Source organism: Thalassotalea sp. HSM 43 (assembly GCF_004752005.1).
Lineage (GTDB): Bacteria > Pseudomonadota > Gammaproteobacteria > Enterobacterales > Alteromonadaceae > Thalassotalea_A.
On the sequence record NZ_CP038493.1, the window covers coordinates 3,141,471 to 3,166,610 of the forward strand.

Annotated in this window: 30 protein-coding genes; 3 read left to right on the forward strand and 27 right to left on the reverse strand. The window is 43.3% G+C overall.

Annotated elements, in window-relative coordinates:
• The 10 genes from E2K93_RS13695 to E2K93_RS13740 all read right to left on the reverse strand — a co-directional run bounded on the left by E2K93_RS13695 (position 1) and on the right by E2K93_RS13740 (position 5,540).
• Positions 1-441 carry a VOC family protein gene (locus E2K93_RS13695; RefSeq protein ID WP_135439642.1) on the reverse strand — a complete coding sequence of 147 codons (441 nt, stop codon included), beginning with the start codon at positions 439-441 and terminating at the stop codon, positions 1-3.
• A 42-nt stretch (positions 442-483) separates the two neighbouring features.
• Positions 484-1,107 carry a MarC family protein gene (locus tag E2K93_RS13700; protein ID WP_135439643.1) on the reverse strand — a complete coding sequence of 208 codons (624 nt, stop codon included), beginning with the start codon at positions 1,105-1,107 and terminating at the stop codon, positions 484-486.
• Between the two features lie 48 nt (positions 1,108-1,155).
• Positions 1,156-1,497, reverse strand: coding sequence for an RNA ligase family protein (locus E2K93_RS13705; RefSeq protein ID WP_135439644.1), 342 nt, complete (start codon positions 1,495-1,497; stop codon positions 1,156-1,158).
• A gap of 42 nt (positions 1,498-1,539) precedes the next feature.
• A complete protein-coding gene (locus E2K93_RS13710) occupies positions 1,540-1,893 on the reverse strand; it encodes a hypothetical protein (RefSeq protein ID WP_135439645.1) in 354 nt (117 codons plus the stop codon).
• Between the two features lie 37 nt (positions 1,894-1,930).
• Positions 1,931-2,485, reverse strand: a complete 555-nt coding sequence (locus E2K93_RS13715; RefSeq protein WP_135439646.1) for a GNAT family N-acetyltransferase — start codon at positions 2,483-2,485, stop codon at positions 1,931-1,933.
• Between the two features lie 142 nt (positions 2,486-2,627).
• Positions 2,628-3,056: a GNAT family N-acetyltransferase gene (locus E2K93_RS13720; protein WP_189637780.1), complete on the reverse strand. Its 429-nt coding sequence runs from the start codon at positions 3,054-3,056 to the stop codon at positions 2,628-2,630.
• A gap of 23 nt (positions 3,057-3,079) precedes the next feature.
• Entirely contained in the window at positions 3,080-3,535 is a 456-nt protein-coding gene (locus E2K93_RS13725) for an NUDIX hydrolase (protein WP_135439648.1), read from the reverse strand.
• Between the two features lie 221 nt (positions 3,536-3,756).
• Positions 3,757-4,542, reverse strand: a complete 786-nt coding sequence (locus tag E2K93_RS13730; RefSeq protein ID WP_135439649.1) for a DUF2071 domain-containing protein — start codon at positions 4,540-4,542, stop codon at positions 3,757-3,759.
• Positions 4,543-4,601: 59 nt separating this feature from the next.
• Complete coding sequence (locus E2K93_RS13735) at positions 4,602-4,847, reverse strand: DUF2164 domain-containing protein (RefSeq protein ID WP_135439650.1); 246 nt, start codon at positions 4,845-4,847, stop codon at positions 4,602-4,604.
• A gap of 141 nt (positions 4,848-4,988) precedes the next feature.
• Positions 4,989-5,540 (reverse strand): GNAT family N-acetyltransferase, encoded by a 552-nt coding sequence (locus E2K93_RS13740; RefSeq protein ID WP_135439651.1) that lies wholly within the window; start codon positions 5,538-5,540, stop codon positions 4,989-4,991.
• A gap of 332 nt (positions 5,541-5,872) precedes the next feature.
• Here E2K93_RS13740 and E2K93_RS13745 point away from each other — a divergent pair, with 332 nt between their 5' ends.
• Positions 5,873-6,112 carry an RNA recognition motif domain-containing protein gene (locus E2K93_RS13745; protein ID WP_135439652.1) on the forward strand — a complete coding sequence of 80 codons (240 nt, stop codon included), beginning with the start codon at positions 5,873-5,875 and terminating at the stop codon, positions 6,110-6,112.
• A 76-nt stretch (positions 6,113-6,188) separates the two neighbouring features.
• On the opposite strand, the gene yqfB is transcribed toward E2K93_RS13745, so the two are convergent.
• The 5 genes from yqfB to E2K93_RS13770 all read right to left on the reverse strand — a co-directional run bounded on the left by yqfB (position 6,189) and on the right by E2K93_RS13770 (position 8,463).
• Positions 6,189-6,503, reverse strand: a complete 315-nt coding sequence (gene yqfB / locus E2K93_RS13750; RefSeq protein ID WP_135439653.1) for a N(4)-acetylcytidine aminohydrolase — start codon at positions 6,501-6,503, stop codon at positions 6,189-6,191.
• Between the two features lie 39 nt (positions 6,504-6,542).
• Complete coding sequence (locus E2K93_RS13755; RefSeq protein ID WP_135439654.1) at positions 6,543-6,776, reverse strand: hypothetical protein; 234 nt, start codon at positions 6,774-6,776, stop codon at positions 6,543-6,545.
• 98 nt (positions 6,777-6,874) lie between these two features.
• Positions 6,875-7,348, reverse strand: a complete 474-nt coding sequence (locus tag E2K93_RS13760) for a hypothetical protein (protein ID WP_135439655.1) — start codon at positions 7,346-7,348, stop codon at positions 6,875-6,877.
• A gap of 120 nt (positions 7,349-7,468) precedes the next feature.
• Entirely contained in the window at positions 7,469-7,738 is a 270-nt protein-coding gene (locus E2K93_RS13765; protein ID WP_135439656.1) for a hypothetical protein, read from the reverse strand.
• 269 nt (positions 7,739-8,007) lie between these two features.
• A complete protein-coding gene (locus tag E2K93_RS13770; protein WP_135439657.1) occupies positions 8,008-8,463 on the reverse strand; it encodes an Hsp20 family protein in 456 nt (151 codons plus the stop codon).
• 252 nt (positions 8,464-8,715) lie between these two features.
• On the opposite strand from E2K93_RS13770, the gene E2K93_RS13775 reads away from it, so the two are divergent.
• On the forward strand, positions 8,716-9,321 hold the full coding sequence (locus tag E2K93_RS13775) for a DUF924 family protein (RefSeq protein WP_135439658.1): 606 nt from the start codon (positions 8,716-8,718) through the stop codon (positions 9,319-9,321).
• Between the two features lie 148 nt (positions 9,322-9,469).
• On the opposite strand, the gene tpx is transcribed toward E2K93_RS13775, so the two are convergent.
• From tpx to E2K93_RS13835, 12 genes are all read right to left on the reverse strand, one after another.
• Entirely contained in the window at positions 9,470-10,069 is a 600-nt protein-coding gene (gene tpx, locus E2K93_RS13780; RefSeq protein WP_135439659.1) for a thiol peroxidase, read from the reverse strand.
• Positions 10,070-10,145: 76 nt separating this feature from the next.
• Entirely contained in the window at positions 10,146-11,792 is a 1,647-nt protein-coding gene (locus E2K93_RS13785; RefSeq protein ID WP_135439660.1) for an amidohydrolase, read from the reverse strand.
• A 161-nt stretch (positions 11,793-11,953) separates the two neighbouring features.
• Positions 11,954-13,168 carry an ABC transporter permease gene (locus E2K93_RS13790; protein WP_135439661.1) on the reverse strand — a complete coding sequence of 405 codons (1,215 nt, stop codon included), beginning with the start codon at positions 13,166-13,168 and terminating at the stop codon, positions 11,954-11,956.
• An 8-nt stretch (positions 13,169-13,176) separates the two neighbouring features.
• Positions 13,177-14,487 carry an ABC transporter permease gene (locus E2K93_RS13795; protein WP_135439662.1) on the reverse strand — a complete coding sequence of 437 codons (1,311 nt, stop codon included), beginning with the start codon at positions 14,485-14,487 and terminating at the stop codon, positions 13,177-13,179.
• A gap of 9 nt (positions 14,488-14,496) precedes the next feature.
• Positions 14,497-15,195, reverse strand: coding sequence for an ABC transporter ATP-binding protein (locus E2K93_RS13800; RefSeq protein ID WP_135439663.1), 699 nt, complete (start codon positions 15,193-15,195; stop codon positions 14,497-14,499).
• A gap of 60 nt (positions 15,196-15,255) precedes the next feature.
• Positions 15,256-16,533, reverse strand: a complete 1,278-nt coding sequence (locus E2K93_RS13805) for an efflux RND transporter periplasmic adaptor subunit (protein WP_135439664.1) — start codon at positions 16,531-16,533, stop codon at positions 15,256-15,258.
• A 168-nt stretch (positions 16,534-16,701) separates the two neighbouring features.
• Entirely contained in the window at positions 16,702-18,285 is a 1,584-nt protein-coding gene (lnt, locus tag E2K93_RS13810; RefSeq protein WP_135439665.1) for an apolipoprotein N-acyltransferase, read from the reverse strand.
• A gap of 34 nt (positions 18,286-18,319) precedes the next feature.
• A complete protein-coding gene (locus tag E2K93_RS13815; RefSeq protein WP_135439666.1) occupies positions 18,320-19,195 on the reverse strand; it encodes an HlyC/CorC family transporter in 876 nt (291 codons plus the stop codon).
• A gap of 25 nt (positions 19,196-19,220) precedes the next feature.
• Positions 19,221-19,691, reverse strand: a complete 471-nt coding sequence (gene ybeY / locus E2K93_RS13820; protein ID WP_135439667.1) for an rRNA maturation RNase YbeY — start codon at positions 19,689-19,691, stop codon at positions 19,221-19,223.
• Between the two features lie 8 nt (positions 19,692-19,699).
• Complete coding sequence (locus tag E2K93_RS13825) at positions 19,700-20,662, reverse strand: PhoH family protein (RefSeq protein ID WP_135440513.1); 963 nt, start codon at positions 20,660-20,662, stop codon at positions 19,700-19,702.
• A gap of 75 nt (positions 20,663-20,737) precedes the next feature.
• Complete coding sequence (gene miaB, locus E2K93_RS13830; RefSeq protein ID WP_135439668.1) at positions 20,738-22,180, reverse strand: tRNA (N6-isopentenyl adenosine(37)-C2)-methylthiotransferase MiaB; 1,443 nt, start codon at positions 22,178-22,180, stop codon at positions 20,738-20,740.
• Positions 22,181-22,326: 146 nt separating this feature from the next.
• A complete protein-coding gene (locus E2K93_RS13835; RefSeq protein WP_135439669.1) occupies positions 22,327-23,586 on the reverse strand; it encodes an iron-containing alcohol dehydrogenase in 1,260 nt (419 codons plus the stop codon).
• A gap of 226 nt (positions 23,587-23,812) precedes the next feature.
• Between E2K93_RS13835 and E2K93_RS13840 the strand changes: the two genes are divergently transcribed.
• The gene (locus E2K93_RS13840; protein ID WP_135439670.1) at positions 23,813-25,018 is read left to right on the forward strand and encodes an FAD-dependent oxidoreductase; all 1,206 of its coding nucleotides are present in this window, start codon (positions 23,813-23,815) and stop codon (positions 25,016-25,018) included.
• Positions 25,019-25,140: the final 122 nt, after the last annotated feature.

Genomic DNA, 25,140 nt, shown 5'->3' on the forward strand with positions numbered 1-25,140 from the left:
TTATTCGCGGATATCTACCCGCCAAGGCGGATTAAGACGATTTTCACCCGCCCAATACAGCTTAATTTTATTACCCGACGGATCATATAATATCGCTTCACGCCAAAGGTAGCGTTGATCTGTTGGTAGTTGTGCAAAAACAATATCGCGTTGTTGCAGTTGTGCGACCCATTGGTCTAATTGTTCGTGCTCAAAATAGATAACCGCACCACAGCCTGCAGACGCTTGTTGTAATGGTTGCTCTGAAGAGAGCTCTGAGGATTGCTCAGAAGATTGCTCTGGTGATTCTTCTAACGATAAAGAAAACGTTGCGTCACCATCTGGGCATTGAAAGCGCGCATAGTGGGGCGTATCAACGATCTGCGTGAAGCCCAAAGTGCGATAAAAGTCTGTTGCCCGCACCATATCGTTTACCGGCAATGTTACTTGATTTAAATTCACTAATAATCCCTTCGATAATCGTTTAATAAATTACTCGGCTACTTATGCTGCCATGGGCGTATTCACCACTGCGGTGACGCCAGTTATGAGCATTTGCACGCCAATGACCGTTAAAATTAACCCCATCAATCGAGTGACGATGCCAAGCCCGTTTTCTCCGACGAGCAAAATGATTTTTGAACTGAAAATAAAACAAAAAAAGGTAATCACGCATAACGCCAAAAACACCAAAACGGTAATGGATATTTCCAACCAGCCGCCAGACGCGGAGTAGTTCATTGCCGTGGCAATGGTGCCAGGACCGGCAAGTAAAGGCACAGCCAATGGCGAGACCGAGATATCCGAGTCAGCACTTTCATCGGAGGTGTGCATACTTGAGCTTTTGCCTTGCAACATGTGATAGCCCACCAGAAACACCAAAATACCACCGGCAATGCGTAACGCCGGAATGGTAATGCCAAACAGGTGAAAAATAGATTTACCCAATAAGCAAAACATTAGGATGATGCTAAAAGTGATAAACAGTGATTTTAACGCGGTGGCGCTTTGCTGCTGCTTGTTCATACCGCCGGTTAAGCCGGCAAATACTGCGGTGTTGGCAATAGGGTTCATGATGGCAAAAAAGGCCATAAATACGGACAACGCATGTTCAATCAAAGTGCTCATATCATCTCAACCTATTCGGTGTTATTGCTAAGCTTTTCAGAGAAAAAGCTAGTTTAAGCGAGACGCCCAATTACCATTATGCTGTGCATCACAGTTTTGTTCGGTGTCGTAAAATACATGCTGCTTGATGTTTTTTACTTGAATGTTTAAGCCTTTAAGCTGTTGTTCGATATGTGTGAGCAAGGCTTGATTTTCATCGGATTGCAAATACCGCTGAAGATTATCATTAGTGTCAAACACGCAAAAAACTTTTAGACTCTTAGGGAAATTATTATAGTTAACAATATGAGTTAGCCATTGAAAACCATCAAGTTTCTTTAACGCGTGCTCACACACCTCAGTGAGCACAAGGCGCAAGCTGTTATCGATTTTTTTATCAGACTTACGCATCTATTTGTACCGCGCTTGGCTTAATCATCTTATCTATGACCATTATTGTGTCTCATCACAGTGCACCTTTTCTTTGCTAACGGTAATCACCACACGCTTGGTAATTTCATTGCTGGTAACGTAACCACAGGAGCCCTTATGTTTAAAACCGGCAGCTTTGAAACGGTATTTATAGGTACCGTCCTGTTGCTTGATATCGTAGTACAAGGCATTGTTGCCATCTATGGCGACAGGGGCAAAATCCAAGCGGCTATTTGGCAGTTTTACTTCAGCACGCTCTAATGTCTCGCCTGACTGATTAATGATGGTGATCTTAGGCATGATAGAAAAGCTGGCGTAATACAAGGTGATTAAAACAATGATCACGCAGAAAATAGGTTTGTAATATCGATTCATATCAAAGTCGTGTTGGTTGAAAATTAATTAGACTTGTTTATATCTTAGCGGTATCGCTGCGCAAAAGGGAAAATACTTTAAGATCATGGTATTTACCTCGCCATTTACCATGTTCTCTGAGTATGCCATCACAACGAAAGCCAAGTTTTTCTAATACCACCTCAGATGCGCGGTTACCGAGCATTACGTAAGCTTCAATTTTATTGACGTAATTGACGCAGTCGGTTGAGAACGCATAGTTAATCACCGCTTGTACCGCTTCGCTAGCAAAGCCTTTGCCCCAAGAGCTTAGTTTAAATTCATAGCCAATTACCGCGATATCACTGCTCTCTTCAAAGCGGTTAATACCGCAGCCACCGATAAATTCATTGCTGACTTTATCGCGAATAGCCCAGCGTACGCCTTGCTGTTGCGTAAATCGCTTGGTGTCAGCTTTAATAAGGTCGACCGCTTCACTAAGGTCGCTAAAATGCAGATCATAATATTCAGTGACCGCTGCATCACTAAATAAGGCAAATATTGAATCAGCGTCTTGCAATTGCTGTTCGTTTAACAAAAGTCTGTCGGTTTTTATTATCGGGAAACTATTCATTTTATTTTATTATTTGCTTTCGATGATGTCGTGCATGTGCCAACTGTTGGCGAACAGTTGTTGTCGATGATTATCATTCATAAACGGTGCCCTTAATGCGATGTCTTTTATAACGTCAGTTTAATGTGGCTATGATTGTGGCCTAACCAGGAAACTTGAGACGCAGTACTTTCTGGCCTGTTGGCTGGTGATGTTTCTCTTCGATTTGTTTAAAGCCATAGTCAGCGTAAAATTTTCGGCCGATGACATTTTTTGTAAATACCTCGACTTCAAGCTCTTCATGAAGCTCGCGGGCTTTATCCATTAATGCTTTGCCTAACCCGTTACCATGAAAGCTGGGCTGCAAAAATATGGCGCCGACTTCATTGCCCATAAGTGCGATAAAGCCAACAACGTTAGAATCAATTTCGACCACCCAAGTGTCCGTATTTGGTAGATAAATGTTGGCAACATTACTGCGCTCTTGGGCGATAAATTCGTCGCTCATGAACTCATGGGCAAGGCGTGTTGCTACCTCCCAAGAATCTAAAACAGCCTGTAAATCAGCGTCCGTGTATTGTCTTATGTTCATTGCGATACATTCCTTATTGTGCGTTAGCCAAGTGTCTCGGTGTCGAGAATACTGCTGAGTAAATTAGGTAGCCATTCCGGTTTAAAGCATTGCCTTTGCTGGCGTTGCATGTCTGTTAATGACCACCATTGCCATTTTTGTATGGTACTTTTTTCTTCTGCTGTCCATTGCGCGGCAAAAACCTCACTGGAAGATGAGCAACACACCAAAAAATATTGCTCCAACCATTTGGCAGGAACCGATTGCGCAACGGCAAAAATGTCTTGGTTTTGTTTTACTCGTTTGCCAATGGTATTGCTGAGACCTGTTTCTTCATAAAGCTCTCTTTGAGCGGCATCGCGGTATGATTCACCGGGCAATAGTTCACCACCGGCAGTGGCCCAAAAAGGTTCGGGATTATGTTCATCTTTATATTGAAATAATAACAGCTCACCTAGCTCATTAACGATCATTAATCTTGCGCATTTTCGTGTATTCAAAGCTTACTCCAACCTATATGGTCATACATGGTAGTGCATGGCATGTTAGCTCGTTCAATGAATAGCCAACTCAAAGATATGATCGTTGTGCGATTCTGATTCCATTTAAAAATCGTGCTCACCAATAAATCAAAATCCTTGCTTCTTATAAAACGCTTGAGCATTTTGTACTCTGATTTTTTAATTGAATATTAATCGCTAATAGAAAGTGATTATGCAGACTATTTCAACACTTTTGGTGGCAGATATATAGTAAATTCATTTATCGGCTCAATAAGCACACTATGAGTTTTTTGTTGCTCCTCTAGGCGCACTAAGCCAAGTTTAGAGAGTAAGCCAAAATTGGCAGATTTTAATATAGCTGCTGAGACCTCAAGTTGCTTATGCCACACTCTGTATGTGCCAAGTTTGCCATCGCGCCGATGATAAAAACCGGCAAGGGGATGGGTTAAATAGACAAGCCCTGTTTGCAAATCCGGAAACCCAGGCAGTTCAATTTCTGCATCTTTAGTTTGCGATAATTCGACATCGGCAGGTGCCCAGTCAGCCTCTGTGGTCATTTTGTATTTGCGGTATATTTGATGCGATTCATCATAGTCACAATCAAAACTAACCTTACCGCTGTACCATGGTAGATTCCAAACAAATCGAGGCACGCATAGAGTCCATGAATCTAATGTTGTGCCGAGAAACCAAACGCAACGTTCATTTGTGACGGTGTCGATAATATAAATGCGATAGTTGGTTTGCCCCATGGTAAATTTGGGAAAAGGGTAAACCGCAGAAGTAAAATCTACATCGATAAATGGCACCACTGAAATCAGCGCCTTGTCTTCACCATCTATGTGTATGGTATCGAGTTTAAAACGGCTAGGAAAAAGCCCTTCAAACCGTGAGGGATCGACAGCATAGGTGATGATCGCAAAGTGCTGTAATTTGCAAAGCACATCAAGTCCTGCAGGTGTAGGCCTTGGGTGCAGATAATCTTTTAGCGCGAGTGATTCCATTAACAAATTCCTTTTAACAATCCTAGGGGCAGATTAAATGACTAGATGTATTGCATAAGTTAATCGGTCTGCTTTTCTATGGCATAGAGATCATCATCAATGGATTGCACTCGTTCTTCAAAAATCACTCTGGCGTCATGTAAACCGCGATTATAATAATAGCCACCCATCTCTTTTGAGATAAAGTCGATAAGAAATTCCGCATCGAACTGACCAAGGTCTTGGTCTAATTCCGTTTCAAAGTAGCGTTGCAGTTTATCAACCATCGCCTGCTTTTCGTCGCTAGTAAATTCGATATCTGACATTGTTTGGCATTCTCCTTAGCTCATTTTCGCTTAGTCATTGGCACTTAGTCATCGGCGCTTAATCATTGGCGAATAATATTTAATACCTGCTCATCAGCTTAAACCGCTGCTTTTTGTTTTAACAGCCCGCGGCAGCATCGCTTATATCTTTATAACTTGAGGCTTAACAAAGCGACTTAATATACTGCCAAATAGATGGCTATACATGTCGTCTACCTCATCTTTACTAATGCTACCGCCGTATATCAACATTTCCAGCTTCTCTCCTGGTTCTTTAACGATAAACCCTGAGGAGTCAAAGCCGTTTTTTTGATAAAAAGCTCGACGCTTGAGGCGTTGTTGATAGTTGTTTGCGTGCTCATCAAGCGGTTGAATATTTAATACGATGCGCTTTTGTGGGTATGTTTGTTTTAATTCGTCCATAACTTGGCTGCCATAACCGTTAGAACGACAAGCTGCTGATATGGCAATAAACTGCACAAATATAATGTCTTTATATTCGGTAAAATAAATCAAGCCAACCCAAGTCTCATTCGAATAAAGAGTGCTAAAGCCTTGCTTGCCGTTTCTCAGCTTATAACGCAAAAACCAGGCAGGTATATGCTGTGCTTCAGGAAACGCGCTTTTATAAAGATCTATAACCTCTGAATAATTGGCATCTAATTTTGACAGGGGGCTTAGGGTAATACTCATTTCGTTGACTCTTGTTGCTGAACAGATTTAGCCGTTTTTTTGTAAACCCATTTGAATGTACAAATCACGTCGTTTTAAAAACCACATTATGGCCGTCTTATAAGCAGTGCCAAAGCAGTGCAGGGCAGTTTGAAATTCTGTCCCCTTGCGTACCACTTCAGTGTGCCAAAAGGTGTCATCAAACGAAAGCTAATAATGATAAATAGCGTTATTTAACAGCTCGTTAGTAAGGTTTTTTATCATAAACGACGACTTCTTTTCACAAAAATATGCCTTGCTAATCAAAAAGTATGAGACAATACGGGCTGTAACCTTATCCTACATGGCTCATTATGAAACTTTTAGTTCGTAACCTCGCACGCACAACAACAGAACAAGAAATTCGTATTTTGTTTTCTACTCATGGCACAGTCACCCAGTGTGACTTAGTACTCGATCAAGAAACCGGAAAATCAAAAGGTTTTGCCTTTGTTGAAATGCCAGATGATAGTGAGGCCAAAGCCGCGCTTTCTGCCTTGCATGAAAGCAGAGTGGCAAAGAATAAAATTAGAGTGAAAGTCGCTCAAAATTAACGTCGACTACAAATAAACCTTAGATAGAAATTTGATAAACAACATTCACATCGAGTGTTGTTATTTTGTGCTGACGTTATTTGACTAAGCTATATGAGATGACAAATAAGTTATTGTTATTACCGTATATGTCACGAATCACGGACTTTAATTCCGCTAATGTCATGTTTTCTTGGTGGGCGTGAAAATCGCTTAGCTGGTCAAAGTGGATAGGGCAGACGGAAATGATTTTTAAGGCGCAAAACCAGCGGCCATCTTCATGGGTAGATACTTGAACAATAGAGTTTGTTTGGTAGTCTTTTTCTGCTTCATCACGTATGGTAATGGTCTTTTTACCGGACAAAATATCAGCTTCAAATCGCTCAAAAAAAGTCATTTCTGATAGGCTCATATGTTTCTCCAATATATGAGATACAACACTAAAGCTTAGTTAGGTTTTCTCACGCTCTGCAATAAGCGCAGTTAAAAATTCGTTTTCATGGTCTTCAATATTGATTATTAATTCATGAATACGATTTATTATTTTTTGAGTCATCCATTGTGGCGGCGAATCTACAACCATAAGCTCTGGATACTGAGTTACTATTTGCCTTGCGGAGTCTGCAACAATAAACCGCCAGATTCCGCCATTGCCATAGTCATAACACGTTAAAAATTTAGCCATTACCACCAACCTAGAAAGAACTAACGCCCTGTAAGGCGCCCTTTAGACGCTTAAATTTGCAGACCAAAATTATAGAACAGCATAGCCCGTTTTAATTGTTAACTTATTGCGTTTATCTTACGAAAATCATCAACAATTTTGCAAAGCTCCTCAGGGGAAATATCATCTAAGCGCAGATGCTTTTCTTGCGTATCACCCTTAAAAGGTAACACCATGAGAACTTCAAAGTAATCCGGTTTTAAAATATCAATACGATCTTTAATCACTTCGCCTTTGCGAAGATATGGCGTTGAACTGTAGTCGACATAAGTATATAAGTGACCGTCTTTTACTTGGTAGCGGTTATCATAATAGGTCATTTCAACTTCTCCACGAGAATTAAACTCGTAACTTAGCACGCATTTTTTACCAGTCTTGGTAAAACCTATTTGACTGAACCAATACGGCGGAACGCCATCATATTTTAATTCCCAAACACCAACTAAGTCCTCGGAGTTATAACTGTTTTTAACGCTATGAGTAGAGCAAGACGTTAAAACCAAAAAGAGAAAAATAGAGGTTAAAACTTTCATAGAACAATCCTTTGTGTAACGCTTTGCTAAGGGGAGATTGACATGTGGCCATACTTGCGCGAAGCGCCAGGCCAACGGTTAATTGTGCCAATGAGTTTACCAACGAACTTAAGTAACTTGTTATGTGTTTTCCACTTCTTCACAAGCAGCTTTACCGTTTTCTTCTAATTCACACTCATATTTGGCATTTGGACAAGCTAAAGTCCAGTTACGAGAGTCGATCAAAGGATTGTTACCTTTATGGACGATACTAACTTCATTTTCACTACAGTTAAGTTGCGACTTTGATAGTTGAATAATCTCATTATCAGAAGGCATCTTATTCACAGGAATGTGTACAACACAACCAGTGGCTAAACATGAAATCAGAAAAAGGCTTAAATGCTTCAATACATACTCCCTACTTACGCAACACAAACAGCTTATTAGACGGAACAACTCCATGTTTGACGAGGGAATAATTCCATTTCTTCATTGAAGTATCAGAATAACGTGAAAACGCTATGAGTTTCAATGCATTATGACGATGTGTTGTTGATTAATTGCGGAGTAAACTGCACAAAAAAGCCCCGCGTTAAGCGGGGCAAAAACAATAAATGGGAGATTTAATGGCCTCACGCACTATGAAAACGTGAGGACTTTTGCGAGCAGATCAGACCTTATTCAGCGTTGGCTTCCAGTAAGCTTTTGCCGTTGATGGCAATTTTACGAGGCTTAAGTGCTTCTGGTACTTCACGCACAAGGTCGATGTGCAACAAGCCGTTTTCCATAAAGGCGTTAACCACTTTTACATGATCCGCTAATTGGAATTTGCGTTCAAAGTTGCGCTCGGCGATACCCTGGTATAAGAAAGTTCGTTTTTCGTCATCTTTACTTTCTTTGGTACCGGTTACCGTTAATGAATTTTCGTGTGATTCTAAGTCCAACTCGGTTTCAACAAATCCAGCAACGGCCATGGTAATACGATATTTATCGTCGGCAATTGATTCGATGTTGTACGGTGGATAAGAAGGTTGTTTTTCAGCTCGGCTGGCTTTATCCATTAAACTGGCTAGGCGCTCGGCACCGATGAATGAACGATAAAGTGGGCTGAAATCATTAGAAATAGTTCGCATAATCATATCCTCTTATAGCAATATGTAGTTAAAACATTCGAGCGTTTTACGAATGTTGAGTTTGCCTTTCACAATTGAACAGGCGCTTAATGTAGACCCTAATCTATTTAGCGGTCTGGTTTGCAGTCCCTTTATGGCGACTACAATTAATTAATAAGGTCAGCAATTTTGTTTTCAAGTGAAAACATGAAAATAATTTGATATTTTTAATTAAGTTATTGTTAAATATATAAAAATAAATGTGAAAAAGTTATGTCAGCAAACATAGAAAAAGTCATAGAGTTCTGGTTTGGCGAAATAAAAGACCAATTGTCCGCCGCTGAAAAGCAACAATTGTGGTATCAATCGACGCCACAACAAGACGAGCAAATACGTCAGCAATTTGAGCATTTGTATGAGCAAGCCTGTCAGGGAGCACTGGATGCTTGGCAACGAACCGCCAAAGGTTGTATGGCGTTGATCATTTTATTGGATCAAATGCCACGCAATATGTATCGCGGCAGTAAACAAGCGTTTATGAGTGACCATGTGGCATTAAAAGTTTGCCTACATGGTCTAGAGCAGGGCTTTGACCGAGAACTGCAGTTGGTAGAGCGTTGCTTTTTTTATCATCCGCTAGAGCACAGTGAAGAGCTTAAACACCAAGAGTTATGTGTGGTTGAGTTTGAGCGATTGCATCAGGTTTATCAGGGGCAGGCGCAACAAATGTTTATTCGCAATGGTCTCGATTTTGCCATGAAACATCGCGATATCATCGCCGAGTTTGGCCGTTTTCCACACCGCAATAAAGTGTTACAACGGGATTCTAGTGCGGCGGAGCTGGAATACCTAAAACATGGGCCAAGCTTTGGTCAATAATGACTTCCTGCGATTATTGAGTCATTTAGGCTGTTACTAATAGCGATAAAAAAGGCCACTATCTTTGCAGGTAGTGGCCTTTGCAGATAATGGCCTTTGTCGATAATGGCGCTTCATAGTTTGGCGAGCCGGTTAAGGCATCAGGTGACTAGATAGGTAAGTCACTTTGCGCCGACTCTTTTGCCGCGCGCAACGCTTTATCGTAATCCGGGTGTTTAGAGATATCTGGCACAAGCTCTTTATAAACAATTTTACCGCGACCGTTGATCACGAATATCGAGCGGCTTAATAAGCCCATATCTTTGATGATCAAACCGTATTTTTCACCAAAATCATGCCATACAGAGTCCGACACTACCTTCAATGCGTCAACGCCTTCGGTATTACAAAAACGTTTTTGTGCGAAAGGCAAATCAGCGCTGATGGTTAGAACCACAACGTTTTCTGGTAAATTGCCAACTTCTTCATTAAAGCGTTTGGTTTGCAATGAGCAAACGCCGGTATCTAGGCTTGGGACCGCGGAAATTAATACCGTACGACCTTTAAAATCGGTAAGTGAAATCTTATTGAATCGTTCATCTACCACGTCAAAATTTGGTGCATCGTAACCGGTATAGAGTTGTTTGCCGAGCAATGTGATTGGCTTACCACCGGCGACAACTAAGCCGACGGTTTCTTTTTGTTCAAAGGCCATAGCCGATGAAGCGACGATAGCGCCACCAAGAATAAGAGATAATAGTTTTTTCATAATTCTGCCTGTTAGCTTTTTTATCAATGGTAATGGCATCAATCAGTTAATGCCAGTACAAACACGGTAATGGCGCTTAAAACGATACTTTTTGACCATTTACGTAGGTATCAATCACCTTGGTTTGCCATATTTTTTCTGGCGCGACCTTAAAGATATCTTGGTCAATTAAAATGAAGTCTGCTTTTTTACCCGCTTCAATACTGCCAAGTAGGGTTTCTTGATGACCGGCATAGGCAGCACCTATGGTAAAACTGTTAAAGGCTTCAGTTAAGGTCATGCCTTCGTTGATGTACCAGCCATTTTCGGGTTGATTTTGTTGGTCTTGGCGAGTCACTGACGCGTGTAAGCCAAAGAATGGGTTAGGGTATTCAACTGGAAAATCCGAACCTGCGGCAATAACAACGCCATTATCGATTAACGTGCGCCATGCATAGGCGCCTTTGATGCGTTCACTGCCGACTCTGTCTTCTGCCATATTCTTATCAGATGTGGCGTGAGTGGCTTGCATAGAAGCGATGATATTATTATCTGCAAAGCGTTTTATATCGTCGAGCTGCAACACTTGTGCATGTTCAACACGGTGGCGTAATGCCGACGTTTTAGTTTGCTTGATCAAGGTTTCATAGTTATCTAGCACCAGCTTGTTGGCGTTATCGCCAATGGCATGGGTATTTACTTGAAAGCCGGCTTCCATGGACGCTTTGATAAGTTTTGTTAGGTCGGCTGGATCGTGCAGTAATAAACCTTTGTGATGCGGCTTATCGCTATAATCTTCAATTAACGCGGCACCGCGACTGCCCAAGGCACCATCAGCACTGATTTTAACGCTGTGTACTACCAACATGTCATCGTCGCTGCGATAATGACCTTTGGCGATTTGTTGGCGCCACTGTGGGTCGGTAACATCCAACATGGCATTGATGCGGATAACCATTTCATTGTCATCGGTAAGGGCTTTAAAGGCATCTAAATTATCACTGTAAATACCGGCATCGTGAACACTGGTTAATCCGACCGAGGCAAGAGAACGCATGGCAATTTTTAAGGCATGTTGCACTTCTTCATCGTTCAGTGTTGGGATTTTGCTGTAGATAAGCGACATTGCATTATCAATAAAGACACCGGTTGGATTACCGTCGCTATCACGAACGATTTCACCACCTTCTATTTCTTTGGTGTCTTTATCTATACCTGCCAACTCCATTGCTTGAGAGTTAACCCAAATAGCATGGCCATCAACGCGACCTAACACCACAGGTTTATCGTCTATAACTTTATCTAGGCTAGCTGCAGTAGGGAATTGTTTGTTGGGCCATTGTACTTGGTTCCAGCCACGGCCTTGTAGCCATGATAAGGCTTTGTTTTCATTTGCGTATTTGCTGATAATTGCGACAGCATCTTGTTCTGATTTGCTGCTCATCAAATCAGCACGCAGCAAACTTAAACCGTAATTTAGGACATGACCATGTGCATCAATTAACCCTGGTAACATGGTTTTTTGTTGACCATCAATGACCGTCATATCACCTTTGGCAGGTAACACATCGCCTTGTTTGTATACCGTTTTGATGATGTCATCTTTGTACTTAACGGCGTGAAATTGTACCAACTCACCAGCTTCCATGGTGTAGCCATTGACGTTTTTAATGAGCGTGGTTTGCGCGAATAGATTGGCGCTAAACAAACACGCGCTGGCCAATACTAGAGGTGATAATTTCATGGTCATTTCCCTTGTGGTTTTTAATTATGTTAGCAACAAACCCTAATTAGGGAAACAAAAAAGTCATAAGCTGTTCAACAGCTTATGACTTAATATACACGGTTTAACAGGGGCTTTAAAAAAACATTGATAACGCTTTAATAAAGCCTTAGTAACTTTGACTAGGCGGTACGGGTGGCAATTGCCGGCGAAATACTGGCGGCTTTACGTGCCGGGTACAACACCGCTAATTGACCGACGGCATACAATACCAACACGCCAGCGAACAACAGTTCACTGTTGATTGGCTTCATAGCAAAGCTACTTACCAACCACATATTTAACGCGATCGCACCGGCTAAGCCCAAGGCGATACCAAAGGTTGAGATGATCAAGTTCTCCAACATAAAATAACTCATCACCTGCCAACGGCTGGCACCAAGCGCGCGTCGAGTACCGATTTGTTTGGTACGACGGTTAATCGAAAACATCGCTAAACCAACGATACCAAATCCGGTAATAAGGGTTAGTACGGCAATCACCACGGTTAATATTTTATTAATGGCATCATGATTGCGGTAACTGCGCTCGCGGGTTTCTTCCATTGACGTTACACGGCGAATAATTCGGCCTTTGTCGGCATCACTAAGCGCTTTTTCAACCAGTGGCATGATCTCATCGCGGCGTCCAGGCTCGGTGCGAACGATATAGCGACCACCTTTGGTTTCCATTTGATACGGCACCAAAATTGAACGCTCAACCCCATTCCAACCATTCCACGGTGCTTGCAATGTTTTCATGATGCCGATGATCTGCATCGGCTCATCACGATTGATATACACGGTTTTGCCAACACTGTCTTGCCATGTTTCGGCAAATAGTGACTCCGCCATCGCTTGGGTGAGGATAATTTTCGCAGGCCACGAGGTTTTTGAACTCGGACGCCATTCAACATCACTTAATGAAAAGTTTTCACCATGGATGATGTCTACGCCTAGGGTGTTAACACCATGATCATCAACCATATAAACGGCAACGCCAACCGAGTCTTGCTCTTCACCTGTTTCGGTTTGCAAGCCCATCGACCAACCGCCACCACTGAGGGGAATGGCATTGATTTGCGTGGCATCAACCACACCATCGATGTTGCGAATGATGTCTAAATCGCGTTTCAGATTGACCGGTTGGTTATAGTCGTTACTGAATATGGTATTCGACAAGTAAAAGATATTGTCTTCATCGAGACCGCTTGGACGGCTCATTTGTTCACTACGAACCTGCATCATAAACACCGCATTAACCATAATGGTTAAGGTTAAGGCAATTTGCAGGCCGATTAACAGAGCACCAATTTTATTGCGCATAAGTGATTTTAGTATTAATGAAAATTCCTTCATGTGACCTCCTATTGCGCTTTCAGTTGTGTCGACGGTTGCACATTACATGCGCGCCACGTTGGGTATAGTCCAGCCAGTAAACTGGTGACAATGGCCAAGCTAATGGCGGCGACTACCATGGTGGTATCTAAGCTGGTTAGGTTGCGCAGCATATCGCCATACAAGACATCAATACCTTTTAAGCCAAGCCACGCAAAGAATAAACCGAGTAAACCACCGGCTAAGCCGATACAGCCTGACTCCACTAAGTACTGTGCGAACAAAGTACGTCGGCTGGCTCCGAGCGCTTGGCGCAGACCAATTTCTGACGATTTGGACAAGAATTTTGCTAACAATAAGCCGACGGTATTGAGCAAACACACAATTAAGAACATCAATGACATTGCCGTCATCATCAACGCATCATCGGCAACAACTTGTCGTTGCTCTAACCATTCCATTACATTGCTTAAACGGTTATTCAGCGGACGTTCAAAACGGCCGAAGGATTTTTGTTGCTCAACATAGGCGTTTAAGAAGCTCTGGTATTCCTGTTTTTCCTGCTCGTTGTTTAACTCCACCCAAAATTGCAGCCAAACACACTCTGAATCAAGGAATGCTTGGAAGCCATCGCCGACATTTTTCCAGCAATTGGTATTACCACTGCGACCAATTTTTTCTTCTGCAATCATCGAAAACGGCACAAAGATTTCTTCACTTTCGTTAAAGGCACCGGTGGTGATGTCATAAAAGCGTGGCACCGGTTGCCAAGTATCAATAACCCCAACGACTTTAAAAAAGTTGCCAGCGACTTTGATACTGCGGCCAACGGAGTTTTCACCACCAAATACCCGGTCGTTGGTTTCGCGGCTCAATACCACCACTTGCTCTTTGCTTATGTCGGCTTGATGATCCCAGCCACTGCCATAAATAAATGGCACGTCAAACATGCTAAAAAAGTCTGCCGAATTAGCACGAGCACTGACCTGAAATGGTAGGGCGTCTTTACCTTCTGGCTCAATCACCGCATTAGCTTGCGCTTGAATGCTTTGACGATAGGCTTTTTGCTGCATAAACAGATATAAACCATCCCGATACGTTACCTGATCCGGTGGAGTACCGTCGTCATTGGCGGGGTTATTGACATCCCAGCTGTCCAATTGCACGTAATACAAATTGTCAGACTTATGGGGAATAGGATTCGCCGACATTAAATAGGTAACGGTCACTGTGGTCATTGAGGCACCAATGCCCAGAGCAATGGCAACAATCATTAAGGCACTCATGCCCCAATGTTTGATGATGCTGATGCGAGCCAGCTTTAAATAATAGAGAAACATCATCTTCTCCTAAGCGCTGGCAGCAGATTGGCTAACAACCACGTCTAATTCGCTGACGCGGCCATCTTTAATTTGGATTTTACGCTTGGCACGATTGGCCAATTCATTGTCATGAGTCACCATAATAATGGTGGTGCCTTGGGCGTTAATGTCTTCGAGCAATTCCATAACACCTTGTGCCATTTGCGTATCTAAGTTACCGGTTGGCTCATCCGCCAATAAAAAGCGCGGGTGCGTGGCAAGGGCGCGGGCAATGGCAACACGTTGCTGTTGACCACCAGATAGTTGGCTTGGCAAATGCTTCATACGGTTACTTAAGCCAACCATTTCTAAATAATGCTCAATACGCTGTTTGCGTTCTTTGCTACTCAATGACTGATAGCGCAATGGCACATCAACGTTATCAAACAGGTTAAGATCAGGAATCAAATTAAAGCTCTGAAAAATAAAGCCTATTTTTTCATTACGAATGCGTGAACGTTGGTTGTCGTTCAAGCTGCCAATATCAATGTCATCAAGAGAGTATTGACCAGAGCTAAATTGTTCGAGCATACCAGCGATGTTTAAAAACGTGGTTTTCCCTGAACCCGACGGGCCGGTCACACTGATAAAGTCGCCTTCATTAACCTGCAGGTGAAAATCGCGCAGGGCGTGGGTTTGAACCTCGTTGGTGCGAAACACCTTGTTGATGTCTTTCATGGTTAACATAGTCTTTCCTCGTTTATTATTACTGAGCCGTCTTGTTGTTATCGTGCTCGTACGCATAGCTTATTGGGTGAGCATTACTTGCTCAGCATTTTCAAATATATCGGTACCCGAGATGACTATTTGGTCACCAATGGTCAGGCCCTCAACAATCTCTACTTTGCTCAAACTGCGAGCGCCGGTTTTAATTGGGCGTTTAATGGCGATGCCATCTTTAACGACATAGGCAAAACGCCCGTTGGAGCTGTCTAAGAACTGGCCGCGACGTACCTGCAATACATCATCGCGACGTTCAAGCAGGATGCGGGTGTTAAGGCGTTGGTTTTGGCGCAAGCCGCGAGGTACTTGCTCCTCAAAACGCACTCGCCCGGTAACCTGGTTATCCAGTATTTCGGGGGAAATTGTTACCAAGCGAGCACGATAAGGTTGCTGTGAAAACTGCACTTCAACGTCCATTCCCAGCAGCAAATCATCGGCGTAAGATTCTGGAACTGCGACTTCAACTTCAAACTGGCTTAAATCAACGACCATTAAAATCGCTTGATTCTTGGCTAAATAGGTTTTGTTTTCGACATTAAGGTTACCGACAATACCATTGACCGGGGAGGCGACTTTCAACGCATTGACTTGGCGCTGCAAATCATTGACCAACAAGGTTTGGCGCTGAATATCGAGGCGCAAACTTTGTAAATCAAAATCCATCGATTCTTTTGCTAATTGCGCATCGCTGACCGCATGATCAAATTGCAACTTGGCATTGGCGAGATCATCTTGGGCTTTTTCAAAGTCGATTTGGCTAATGGCGTGTTTAGAATAGGCTTGATCGGCGCGACGTTTTTCCCGGGTGGCGGTGGTTAACGCGACCTGAGCTAAATCAACGGCCTTTTTGTCAAACAATTGTTGTTTTTTACTTTGGATGGTTTGACGTTTTAAACCGGTTTGTAAATTTTGCAAACTGGCTTGTTCTTGATCAAAGCGACTGGTCAGTTCTGGGCTATCAATCTCGGCCAATATATCGCCTTGTTTGACTTCGCTACCGGCATCAATCGCAAAGGTTATGGTGCCCTCTGCCGGAGCATAAAGCGTCGGACTAACAGCGGCGACAACGCGACCTTGTACCGACACATCGCGCACAAAGTCGGTTATTTCAACACTGGCAAGTCGTACCCGTTTTAATGGGATCGAGCGATCGGTTTGGCTCCACTTGGCCACAGCAGGGCTAAGCAGATAAAACATTGCGACAAATGTCATGATCACACCGGTGGCAATAAGCCATCGTCGGTGCATTGAGTTTGAGGTCGCCAGGACCTCGTCTTGCGAGCTGGTATCAGCTAGTTTCATATTTCCCCCTGAATCCTTGTCAGCAGAGCACATGTCTGTCTGACAACGACAAATATCACTGGATAGTGAACATTATTTATTTAGTCGCAGGGAAATCGAAAAAGGTTGAGTTTTTTTTACAAAAATTTAACAGGTAGGTTAAAAATGATAATAAAGGTTTGTTTTTACTTAGGAATTTCCTGATGTCTGTTTATTGCTGCGGCGCTTTAATTGCCACAAACGGGCAACAAAACCAAGCATCAGCAACCATACCAAAATCTTATGAATGGTTTTGCCATACTCGCCATATAAGGTTTGACCGCTGACTTTGTTGACGCTAGTCGACAAAATACTTTCGGTGAATTGCGGCACGTCGGCAATGATTTGACCGTGATGATCAATCACCGCAGTGAGGCCATTATTGGTCGCTCGAATGACCGGCTTTGCAAATTCAAGGGCACGCATGCGGGCAATTTCTAAGTGTTGATGTGGGCCATGTGAGTCACCAAACCAAGCATCATTGCTGATGGTAAGTATGGCATCGGTGTGCTCTCTAAGGTTGGCCGACAGCTGATTTGGAAACACAATTTCAAAACAAATCAATGGCAGTAAGCGAATATCATTGGCTTGCAAGTTGGCTTGCACAAAATCGCCTCGGCTAAAGGAAGACATTGGCAAATTAAAAAATGGTGCAATCGGTCTTAATAAATCGCCAAAGGGCACAAACTCACCAATCGGTAATAAATGGTGCTTGCTGTATTGGTTACTGTTACCGAAGTAATAACCGCCTTTGTCATCGCCTTGCGACTTATTACCCATAACAATAATGCTGTTATAAAATTGGCGGTTTTCTAAATTGTAATTGATGATACCAGTGATCAAACTGCTGTCATTAAGGTGCGCTTGTTCATTCACGTATCGCAATGTTTCTTGTGCCAGTGGCTCAACCCGAGGGATCGCCGCTTCAGGCCAAATGACGACATCATGATCTTTATATAAATCGCTGCTGTTGTTGATATACAGGTCAATGATGTTTTGCTCTGCTTCGTCATCCCAACGCAATTCTTGCTTGATGTTACCTTGCACTAAGGCCGTGGTGAAGCTGTCGCCGGTACTTTGCGTGAAGCTAAATTGCGGGCTGACTATCAGGCTTGTTGCAATGAGTACTAGGCTGATGATGGCGAGTTTGTGTGTTGGTTTGGCTATCAATACACATAGGCTGGCGCAGCTAAGCATCACCATCACACTGATGCCGACCTCTCCCATTATCGGCGCGAGGGCTGCAAAGGGGCTGTCTATTTGACTGTAACCAATGGATAACCACGGAAACCCAGTTAATACAAAACTGCGTAGGTATTCAGTCACTAACCAGCTGATGGCTAAGACCATCAGATTAACTTTGTTTTGTCCGGTCAACTTGGCTGCCAACCAACCACTCAGCGCTGGGTAAATAGCTAAATAGCCGCACAATAACAGCATTAAGAATAATGAGGCGAGCAAGGGCATACCGCCAAATTGCTCAATCGATACATGCACCCAACTGATGCCAAAAGAGAAATAACCAAAGCCCCAAGCGAAGCTTAATTGGCTGGCTCGACGGGCACTTTGTTGATGTACTTGTGAAAACCATAATACCACTGACAGCAGAGCCAGTGGCCAATAACCATATGGCGCAAATGCCAAGGTGGCGAGCGCGCCACTTAGATAACAAAACAGCAGAGCCAAGAGTTTATGGTTTATCTGAAAACGAGTTATTTGCTCTGCTATTATCATTTATGGTTATTTTTATGGGGTTAATGAATAAGCGTTAATCGGCTAGTTTACCGTTTATGGTGTGTCCTTCCGGCACGGTTACTTGCATTTGCTGTATGCGACGACGGTCACAACTGACCACTTTAAATTTGAATTTATCAAGTGAGGTACTCTCACCTCGTTTTGGCATATGACCAAAACCGTGAATAACAATACCACCAATGGTATCTGCTTCTTCTTCATTAAAGCCAGAATTGAAGTACTCGTTAAAATCTTCGAGTTCAGTAAGGGCTTTAACTTGATAGACGTTGCCGCTTAAGTGGCGAATTTCACGCTCGAGCATATCGTCATGCTCGTCTTCAATTTCACCAACGATAAGCTCAAGGATATCTTCAATGGTTACCAAACCTGACACGCCGCCGTATTCATCGACAACGATGGCCATATGGTAACGTTCTTGACGAAACTCTTTTAGCAGCGGTTCAACCTTCTTGCTTTCAGGAATGATCATTGCTGGTCGCAACAAATCGGCAATGCAAAGTTCACTGGCTTCTTTGCTGAACGCATAAGGCAGTAGATCTTTGGCAAGCAACATGCCTTCAATATGATCGATGTCTTCATTGGTTACCGGAAAACGCGAATGCGCCGAATCAATCATGGTTGGCAAAAACTCTTCAACGGTCTGCGAAATATCGACAGTAACCATGTGCGAACGTGGGATCATGATGTCGCGTACGCGCATATCACTGACTTCTAGAACGCCTTCAAGCATTTGCTTGGTAGAAGGTTTGATTAGATCTCGGTCGGTAGCATCAACGAGTACATCGACCAATTCTTCTTTGCTTTGCGGCTCCCCGGTAAAAACCTGAACAAGTTTTTCCATTAAGGTTTTCGAAGAGCCGTTGGTAGACTGGGAGTTGTCGTCGCTCATAGAGCAGTTGTATATCCTGTTTAAGTTAATCATCAGAAGCGATATATGGATTAGAGATACCGAGTTCGGCCAATAATTTTATTTCAATCGCTTCCATCTCATTTGCGTCATCTTCGTTTATATGATCAAAGCCTAATAAATGCAAGCATCCGTGAATGATCATATGCGCCCAGTGAGCAAATAGGGGTTTGTTTTGTTGTTTGGCTTCGTGTTCCACCACATCAGCACACACCACTAGGTCACCGAGTAAGTCCAGTTCAATGCCTTCTGGCACCTCAAATGGGAACGACAATACATTGGTTGGCTTGTCTTTGCCTCGGTATTCGTGGTTGAGTTGTTGTGATTCTTCACTGCTAACCATACGAATGGTTAGCTCAAATGGTTTGTTATAGCTCGCCAGTGCTGCGTCAGCCCAGCGTTGCAATTGTTCGGCATTAGGCAGCTCGCTATTATCGCAAGCGACCTGAATATCAATACATATATGTTCAGAAGGCATGGCAGGTATTAACTGTGTTGGCTGTCGTGGCGTTCGTATGCTTCAACGATGCGCGCAACAACGGCGTGGCGAACCACGTCTTTGGCTTGGAAATAGTTAAAGCTAACACCTTTGATGTTATCAAGCACTTCAATCGCGTGACGCAAACCGCTGCGTTGACCGCGCGGTAAATCTACTTGCGTAATATCACCGGTGATCACGGCTTTCGAGTTAAAGCCGATACGGGTAAGGAACATTTTCATTTGTTCAACCGTAGTATTTTGGCTTTCATCAAGAATAATAAAGGCATCGTTTAAGGTTCGGCCTCGCATATACGCCAGTGGCGCAACTTCGATAACGTTGCGTTCGATCAGTTTTTCAACTTTTTCAAACCCAAGCATTTCAAATAATGCGTCATACAGAGGACGTAAGTATGGGTCAACTTTTTGACTTAAATCGCCTGGTAAGAAGCCGAGTTTTTCACCGGCTTCAACCGCTGGTCGTGTCAGTAAAATACGACGAATTTCTTGACGCTCTAGGGCATCAACCGCACAGGCAACCGCTAAGTATGTTTTACCGGTACCCGCAACACCAACACCAAAGCTGATGTCATTGGTCAGTACGTTTTGCACATATTCCGACTGATTATCATTACGAGGTTTGATGATGCCACGTTTGGTTTTGATGGTGACCATTTGCTCGTATTGCTCAGCGTTTTCACTGTTTTCTTGTTCAAGCACGTTAATTTCTGTCATCGCCAAGTGCAGATCTTCAGCAGAAATGCTGCCAACTTTACCTTTTACCGGTGACGTCATCACATACAAATCTTTAAGCAGTTTGACCACAGCGATACAGACTTGTTCTTTACCGTGCACTTTAAACTTATTGCCACGATAGTTGACTTCAACACCAAAACGGCGTTCGATTTTACGAAGGTTGTCATCTAAAGGACCGCATAGATTCGCCAGACGATTATTGTCCAGCGGTTCCATATTAACTTCGTGGCTGTGCTTGGTGTCGTTGCCCGTTGTGCTCAAAATAGTCTCTTTTCAGTCAAGTGATGCTGATTAAGGGGTGAACGTCGCAACACCTAGATCGTCAACGCCGTGACGTGTCGTGTTGTGATGTTGGTTTGCCAAAATATCGGCCGGAGAATGGGCGATACGTAAACCCATTTCATCTTCGGTGCGAACCAGTTTACCACGTAATGAGTTGGCATATACGTCGGTAATTTCAACGTCAACAAATTGGCCAATGACCGTATGTGGTGCTTCGAAGTTGACGATACGGTTGTTTTCAGTACGACCACGCAACTCCATTGGGTTCTTTTTCGAAGGACCTTCAACCAAGATGCGTTGTTCGCTACCTAACATGCGACGCGCGTGTTGTATGGCTTGTGAATTAATACGATCTTGTAAAATTTGCAGGCGTTGCTTCTTCTCGTTTTCAGAAACATCATCTACGGCATCCGCCGCAGGCGTGCCCGGACGAGCGCTGTATATAAAGCTAAAGCTTAAATCAAAATCAATGGCTTTGATTAAGTTCATGGTTGCTTCAAAGTCATCGTTGCTTTCGCCTGGGTAGCCGATGATAAAGTCAGATGACATAGCAATGTCAGGGCGAACACGACGTAATGCACGAATCTTAGATTTGTATTCTAATGCTGTATGGCCGCGCTTCATCATGGTTAAAATGCGATCGGAACCACTTTGTACTGGCAAGTGCAAATGACTTACCAATTCAGGTATGTCTGCATAGGCGTCGATGATATCGTCAGTAAATTCAACAGGATGTGACGTGGTGTAACGAACACGGTCAATACCATCAATGGTTGCAACCAAACGCAATAGATCAGAGAAACGACAAACACCGCCATCGTGAGTTTCGCCACGAAATGCGTTAACGTTTTGACCTAATAGGTTTACTTCACGTACACCTTGCTCGGCTAATTGAGCGATTTCGTACAACACATCGTCTAGAGGACGTGACACTTCTTCACCGCGGGTATACGGCACAACACAGAAAGTACAGTATTTAGAACAGCCTTCCATAATAGAGACAAAGGCAGTTGGGCCTTCTGCTTTTGGCTCTGGCAGGCGATCGAATTTTTCAATTTCAGGGAAACTTACGTCAACAACGGACTTTTCGTCGCTGTTTACGGTGTTGATCATCTCTGGTAAACGGTGCAAGGTTTGAGGACCAAACACGATGTCTACAAATGGCGCACGTTGGCGAATCGCATCACCTTCTTGTGAAGCAACACAGCCGCCAACACCAATGATCAAATCAGGCTTGTCGTTTTTCATGGTTTTCCAACGACCAAGCTGATGAAATACTTTTTCTTGAGCTTTTTCACGGATAGAGCAGGTATTCAGTAGTAATACATCTGCGTCTTCCGGCTCGCTTACTTCTACGAAACCGTGGGTAGAATCTAGTAAATCGGCCATCTTTTGCGAGTCATACTCGTTCATCTGACAGCCCCAGGTTTTAATGTAAAGCTTCTTACTCATTCGAAATTTTGCCCAAATATCTATTGCTAAGTTAATCATTAATTAAAGTTGCAAGTGATATTAAGCAATAAACACTACGCCAACTTTAATCTAAAGGGGGCGTATTTTACTCTTTCTTCACATGATCTGCCAGCATTGGCCACGTATTAATTTGTAACTATTTCGTTAACATCGGGCTTTGAGCCGCCTTGTTCGCTGTTAGCCAACAAACTCTTGACCAAATCACATGCTTCTTGCTCGTCTAAATAGCGAGGTAGGGCATATAAAAAATGGGCCTCTTTTAACGCCGCTTTGGCGATATCTTTACAGTCATGGCGTTGCAGTTCGGCAACATGAGCGGGAATATCGAGTTGTTGGCACAAGGTGTCAACTTGACCGATAAATTGTTCCGCACCTTTGCGTTGGTCGTATTCTTCAATACCTATCACGTTGGCTAAATGTGCGAATCGTTGTTGGCAGGCCTGTTGATTAAGGCGCAACACCCGAGTTAATACCATGGCATTGGCTAGGCCATGGGGGATATGGTAGTACGCACCTAATTGGTGGGCGACCGCGTGAACATAACCAACACCTGCTTTATTGAATGCCAGACCGGCATAATAAGATGCCAAAGCCATATTTTCGCGAGCGCTAATATCATCAGGTGTTTCCGCACAGGTGGTTAAATTGGCAAAAATAAGACGCACAGCAGCTAGTGCATAGCGGTCGGTTTCGGCACTGGCGTTATTTGAGGTGTAAGCTTCAATCGCGTGAGTAAGCGCATCCATACCGGTTGCAGCAGTCATCGCCTTAGGTAAACCTGTCATTAGCTTGGCATCTAGTGCGGCAACATCACAGCAAATTGCTGGCGATATAATCGGGTACTTTTGCCCATCTTTATGGTTACTTACTACCGCAATCATGGTCGCTTCTGAGCCTGTACCTGCCGTCGTTGGGATAACATACAGAGGCAAACCTTTGCGCCAAATTTTTAACATGCCACGACATGCTCGGATGGTGAAAGAGTCAACACGCTTTTGCTTGGCCAATGCGGCAATCATTTTGGAGGCATCAATAACCGAACCACCGCCAATGGCGAGTACCAATTCACAGTCGTTGTGTTGTAGTGCTTTGATCCCTTTAACAATCACTTTTTCGTCGGGATCAGGCATGATCTCAGCAAAGGTGACGACATCGATACCCTTGTCTTTGAGTTGCTGTTCAATCGGATCAATCATGCCCAGCTTAGCTAAGCCACTATCGGTGACAATGAGCACTCGTTTGCTGCCTTGCGCAATGATTAAATCGAGCAACTTTTGTGCGCTATCTGCACCGCAAAACAATAATGGTTTAGGGATGTTTAGCAACTTGCCGGCAATTTTTAAGGTGAAGGCAATAAGCTTATATATGCTGGTTGGAAGGGTCATTATGATCAATTAATTATAAAAAGTTTCAACACTTTAGCGTTTTACGGTGAACTTGTAAATTTATCACCTTGTAGACTGGGTTTTTCGCCGGTTTACTTGTCCGTATGATTGTCAGTTTACTGACATCATTTAATGCAATTAAATGATTATTCCCTTGGCGAAAAATGCCTGCTTGGTTACAATCGATAGATAACGACAGGTTAGGCTGTGTGCATAACAGCTAAACATGGGCATAAGAGATAATATCTTGAACGAGCAACAAGTATCACATACCGACTGTTTGATTGTTGGCGCAGGCATGATTGGTGCAAGTACGGCACTGGCGTTGGCCGAGCTGGGCTTGAAAGTGACCATTATCGAGCGCTTTGCTGCCAAAACTTATGAGCAAAGCCAATCTTTTGATCTTCGTGTTTCCGCTATTTCATTAGCCTCTGAGCAATTACTACAACAGCTTGGCGCTTGGCAAGGTATTGAGCGCATGCGCAGCTGTGTCTATAAGCGTCTCGGTGTTTGGGAAGATGAGCTATCTTATGCCGAATTTAATGCCGATGAAATAAGCCAAAGCCATCTTGGTCATATTATCGAAAACCGTGTTATTCAATTATCGTTGTGGCAACAAATGCTGCACAACGACAACATCACCGTATTATGCCCAGAAACGCTTATCGGCTACCAACAACACGAAGATGGCATTCGTGTTGAGCTTGAGAAATCGCGTCTTAACTGTTCGTTACTAATAGCTGCCGATGGTGCAAATTCACAAGTTAGGCAATTAGCTGGTATCGGTATCACAGGTTGGGATTATCAGCAAAGTGCTATGTTGATCAATGTTGAAACCGAACTTGGCCAACAAGATATTACCTGGCAAAAATTCTTGCCTAGCGGACCTCTGGCATTTTTGCCTATGCCTGGTAACTGCGCGTCATTAGTTTGGTATCAACAAAAAGATGAAATTAAGCGATTATCAGCGTTGTCTAATGTCCAGCTTGAACAAGAAATTGGACGACAGTTTCCTAATCGACTGGGCAAAGTGACCGTGATAGATAAGGGCGCGTTCCCGCTCACTCGCCGTCATGCCAATCAATATGTCAAAGGTAATGTGGTGTTACTCGGCGACGCTGCCCACACCATTAACCCATTAGCTGGCCAAGGGGTTAATTTGGGCTTTAAAGATGTTGCAGCACTGCAAATGGTTATCGCCAAGGCGATCGGCTCTGGTGAGAATTATCACAGCCAACAAGTGTTGCAACGATACGAAAAATCTCGTCGTGCTGACAACCTAATGATGATGTCTGGAATGGATGCCATTTATAGCACTTTTTCAAACCCATCCCTGCCTATCAAACTGCTAAGAAACCTTGGTTTGTTTGCTGCCCATAGGGCTCCATTGTTGAAATCTCGTGCCTTAAAATATGCTTGTGGTCTGGCATAAATACATACCCGCTTTGCGCTTTCGTGCATTATTTTCTAAATTTTAAATAGGCAAGGTTCACTCTTACTGAGCAAAAAAACTAGCAAGTTAGTGGAAGTGATTGTTTTATTTGAATTATTTGT

Coding starts and splice junctions, on each gene's coding strand:
- E2K93_RS13700 (WP_135439643.1), bottom strand. CDS start 1,107: ATGAGCACTTTGATTGAACATGCGTTGTCCGTATTTATGGCCTTTTTT.
- E2K93_RS13705 (WP_135439644.1), bottom strand. CDS start 1,497: ATGCGTAAGTCTGATAAAAAAATCGATAACAGCTTGCGCCTTGTGCTC.
- E2K93_RS13710 (WP_135439645.1), bottom strand. CDS start 1,893: ATGAATCGATATTACAAACCTATTTTCTGCGTGATCATTGTTTTAATC.
- E2K93_RS13715 (WP_135439646.1), bottom strand. CDS start 2,485: ATGAATAGTTTCCCGATAATAAAAACCGACAGACTTTTGTTAAACGAA.
- E2K93_RS13720 (WP_189637780.1), bottom strand. CDS start 3,056: ATGAACATAAGACAATACACGGACGCTGATTTACAGGCTGTTTTAGAT.
- E2K93_RS13730 (WP_135439649.1), bottom strand. CDS start 4,542: ATGGAATCACTCGCGCTAAAAGATTATCTGCACCCAAGGCCTACACCT.
- E2K93_RS13735 (WP_135439650.1), bottom strand. CDS start 4,847: ATGTCAGATATCGAATTTACTAGCGACGAAAAGCAGGCGATGGTTGAT.
- E2K93_RS13740 (WP_135439651.1), bottom strand. CDS start 5,540: ATGAGTATTACCCTAAGCCCCCTGTCAAAATTAGATGCCAATTATTCA.
- E2K93_RS13745 (WP_135439652.1), top strand. CDS start 5,873: ATGAAACTTTTAGTTCGTAACCTCGCACGCACAACAACAGAACAAGAA.
- yqfB (WP_135439653.1), bottom strand. CDS start 6,503: ATGAGCCTATCAGAAATGACTTTTTTTGAGCGATTTGAAGCTGATATT.
- E2K93_RS13755 (WP_135439654.1), bottom strand. CDS start 6,776: ATGGCTAAATTTTTAACGTGTTATGACTATGGCAATGGCGGAATCTGG.
- E2K93_RS13760 (WP_135439655.1), bottom strand. CDS start 7,348: ATGAAAGTTTTAACCTCTATTTTTCTCTTTTTGGTTTTAACGTCTTGC.
- E2K93_RS13770 (WP_135439657.1), bottom strand. CDS start 8,463: ATGCGAACTATTTCTAATGATTTCAGCCCACTTTATCGTTCATTCATC.
- E2K93_RS13775 (WP_135439658.1), top strand. CDS start 8,716: ATGTCAGCAAACATAGAAAAAGTCATAGAGTTCTGGTTTGGCGAAATA.
- tpx (WP_135439659.1), bottom strand. CDS start 10,069: ATGAAAAAACTATTATCTCTTATTCTTGGTGGCGCTATCGTCGCTTCA.
- E2K93_RS13785 (WP_135439660.1), bottom strand. CDS start 11,792: ATGAAATTATCACCTCTAGTATTGGCCAGCGCGTGTTTGTTTAGCGCC.
- E2K93_RS13790 (WP_135439661.1), bottom strand. CDS start 13,168: ATGAAGGAATTTTCATTAATACTAAAATCACTTATGCGCAATAAAATT.
- E2K93_RS13795 (WP_135439662.1), bottom strand. CDS start 14,487: ATGTTTCTCTATTATTTAAAGCTGGCTCGCATCAGCATCATCAAACAT.
- E2K93_RS13800 (WP_135439663.1), bottom strand. CDS start 15,195: ATGTTAACCATGAAAGACATCAACAAGGTGTTTCGCACCAACGAGGTT.
- E2K93_RS13805 (WP_135439664.1), bottom strand. CDS start 16,533: ATGAAACTAGCTGATACCAGCTCGCAAGACGAGGTCCTGGCGACCTCA.
- lnt (WP_135439665.1), bottom strand. CDS start 18,285: ATGATAATAGCAGAGCAAATAACTCGTTTTCAGATAAACCATAAACTC.
- E2K93_RS13815 (WP_135439666.1), bottom strand. CDS start 19,195: ATGAGCGACGACAACTCCCAGTCTACCAACGGCTCTTCGAAAACCTTA.
- ybeY (WP_135439667.1), bottom strand. CDS start 19,691: ATGCCTTCTGAACATATATGTATTGATATTCAGGTCGCTTGCGATAAT.
- E2K93_RS13825 (WP_135440513.1), bottom strand. CDS start 20,662: ATGGAACCGCTGGACAATAATCGTCTGGCGAATCTATGCGGTCCTTTA.
- miaB (WP_135439668.1), bottom strand. CDS start 22,180: ATGAGTAAGAAGCTTTACATTAAAACCTGGGGCTGTCAGATGAACGAG.
- E2K93_RS13835 (WP_135439669.1), bottom strand. CDS start 23,586: ATGACCCTTCCAACCAGCATATATAAGCTTATTGCCTTCACCTTAAAA.
- E2K93_RS13840 (WP_135439670.1), top strand. CDS start 23,813: ATGGGCATAAGAGATAATATCTTGAACGAGCAACAAGTATCACATACC.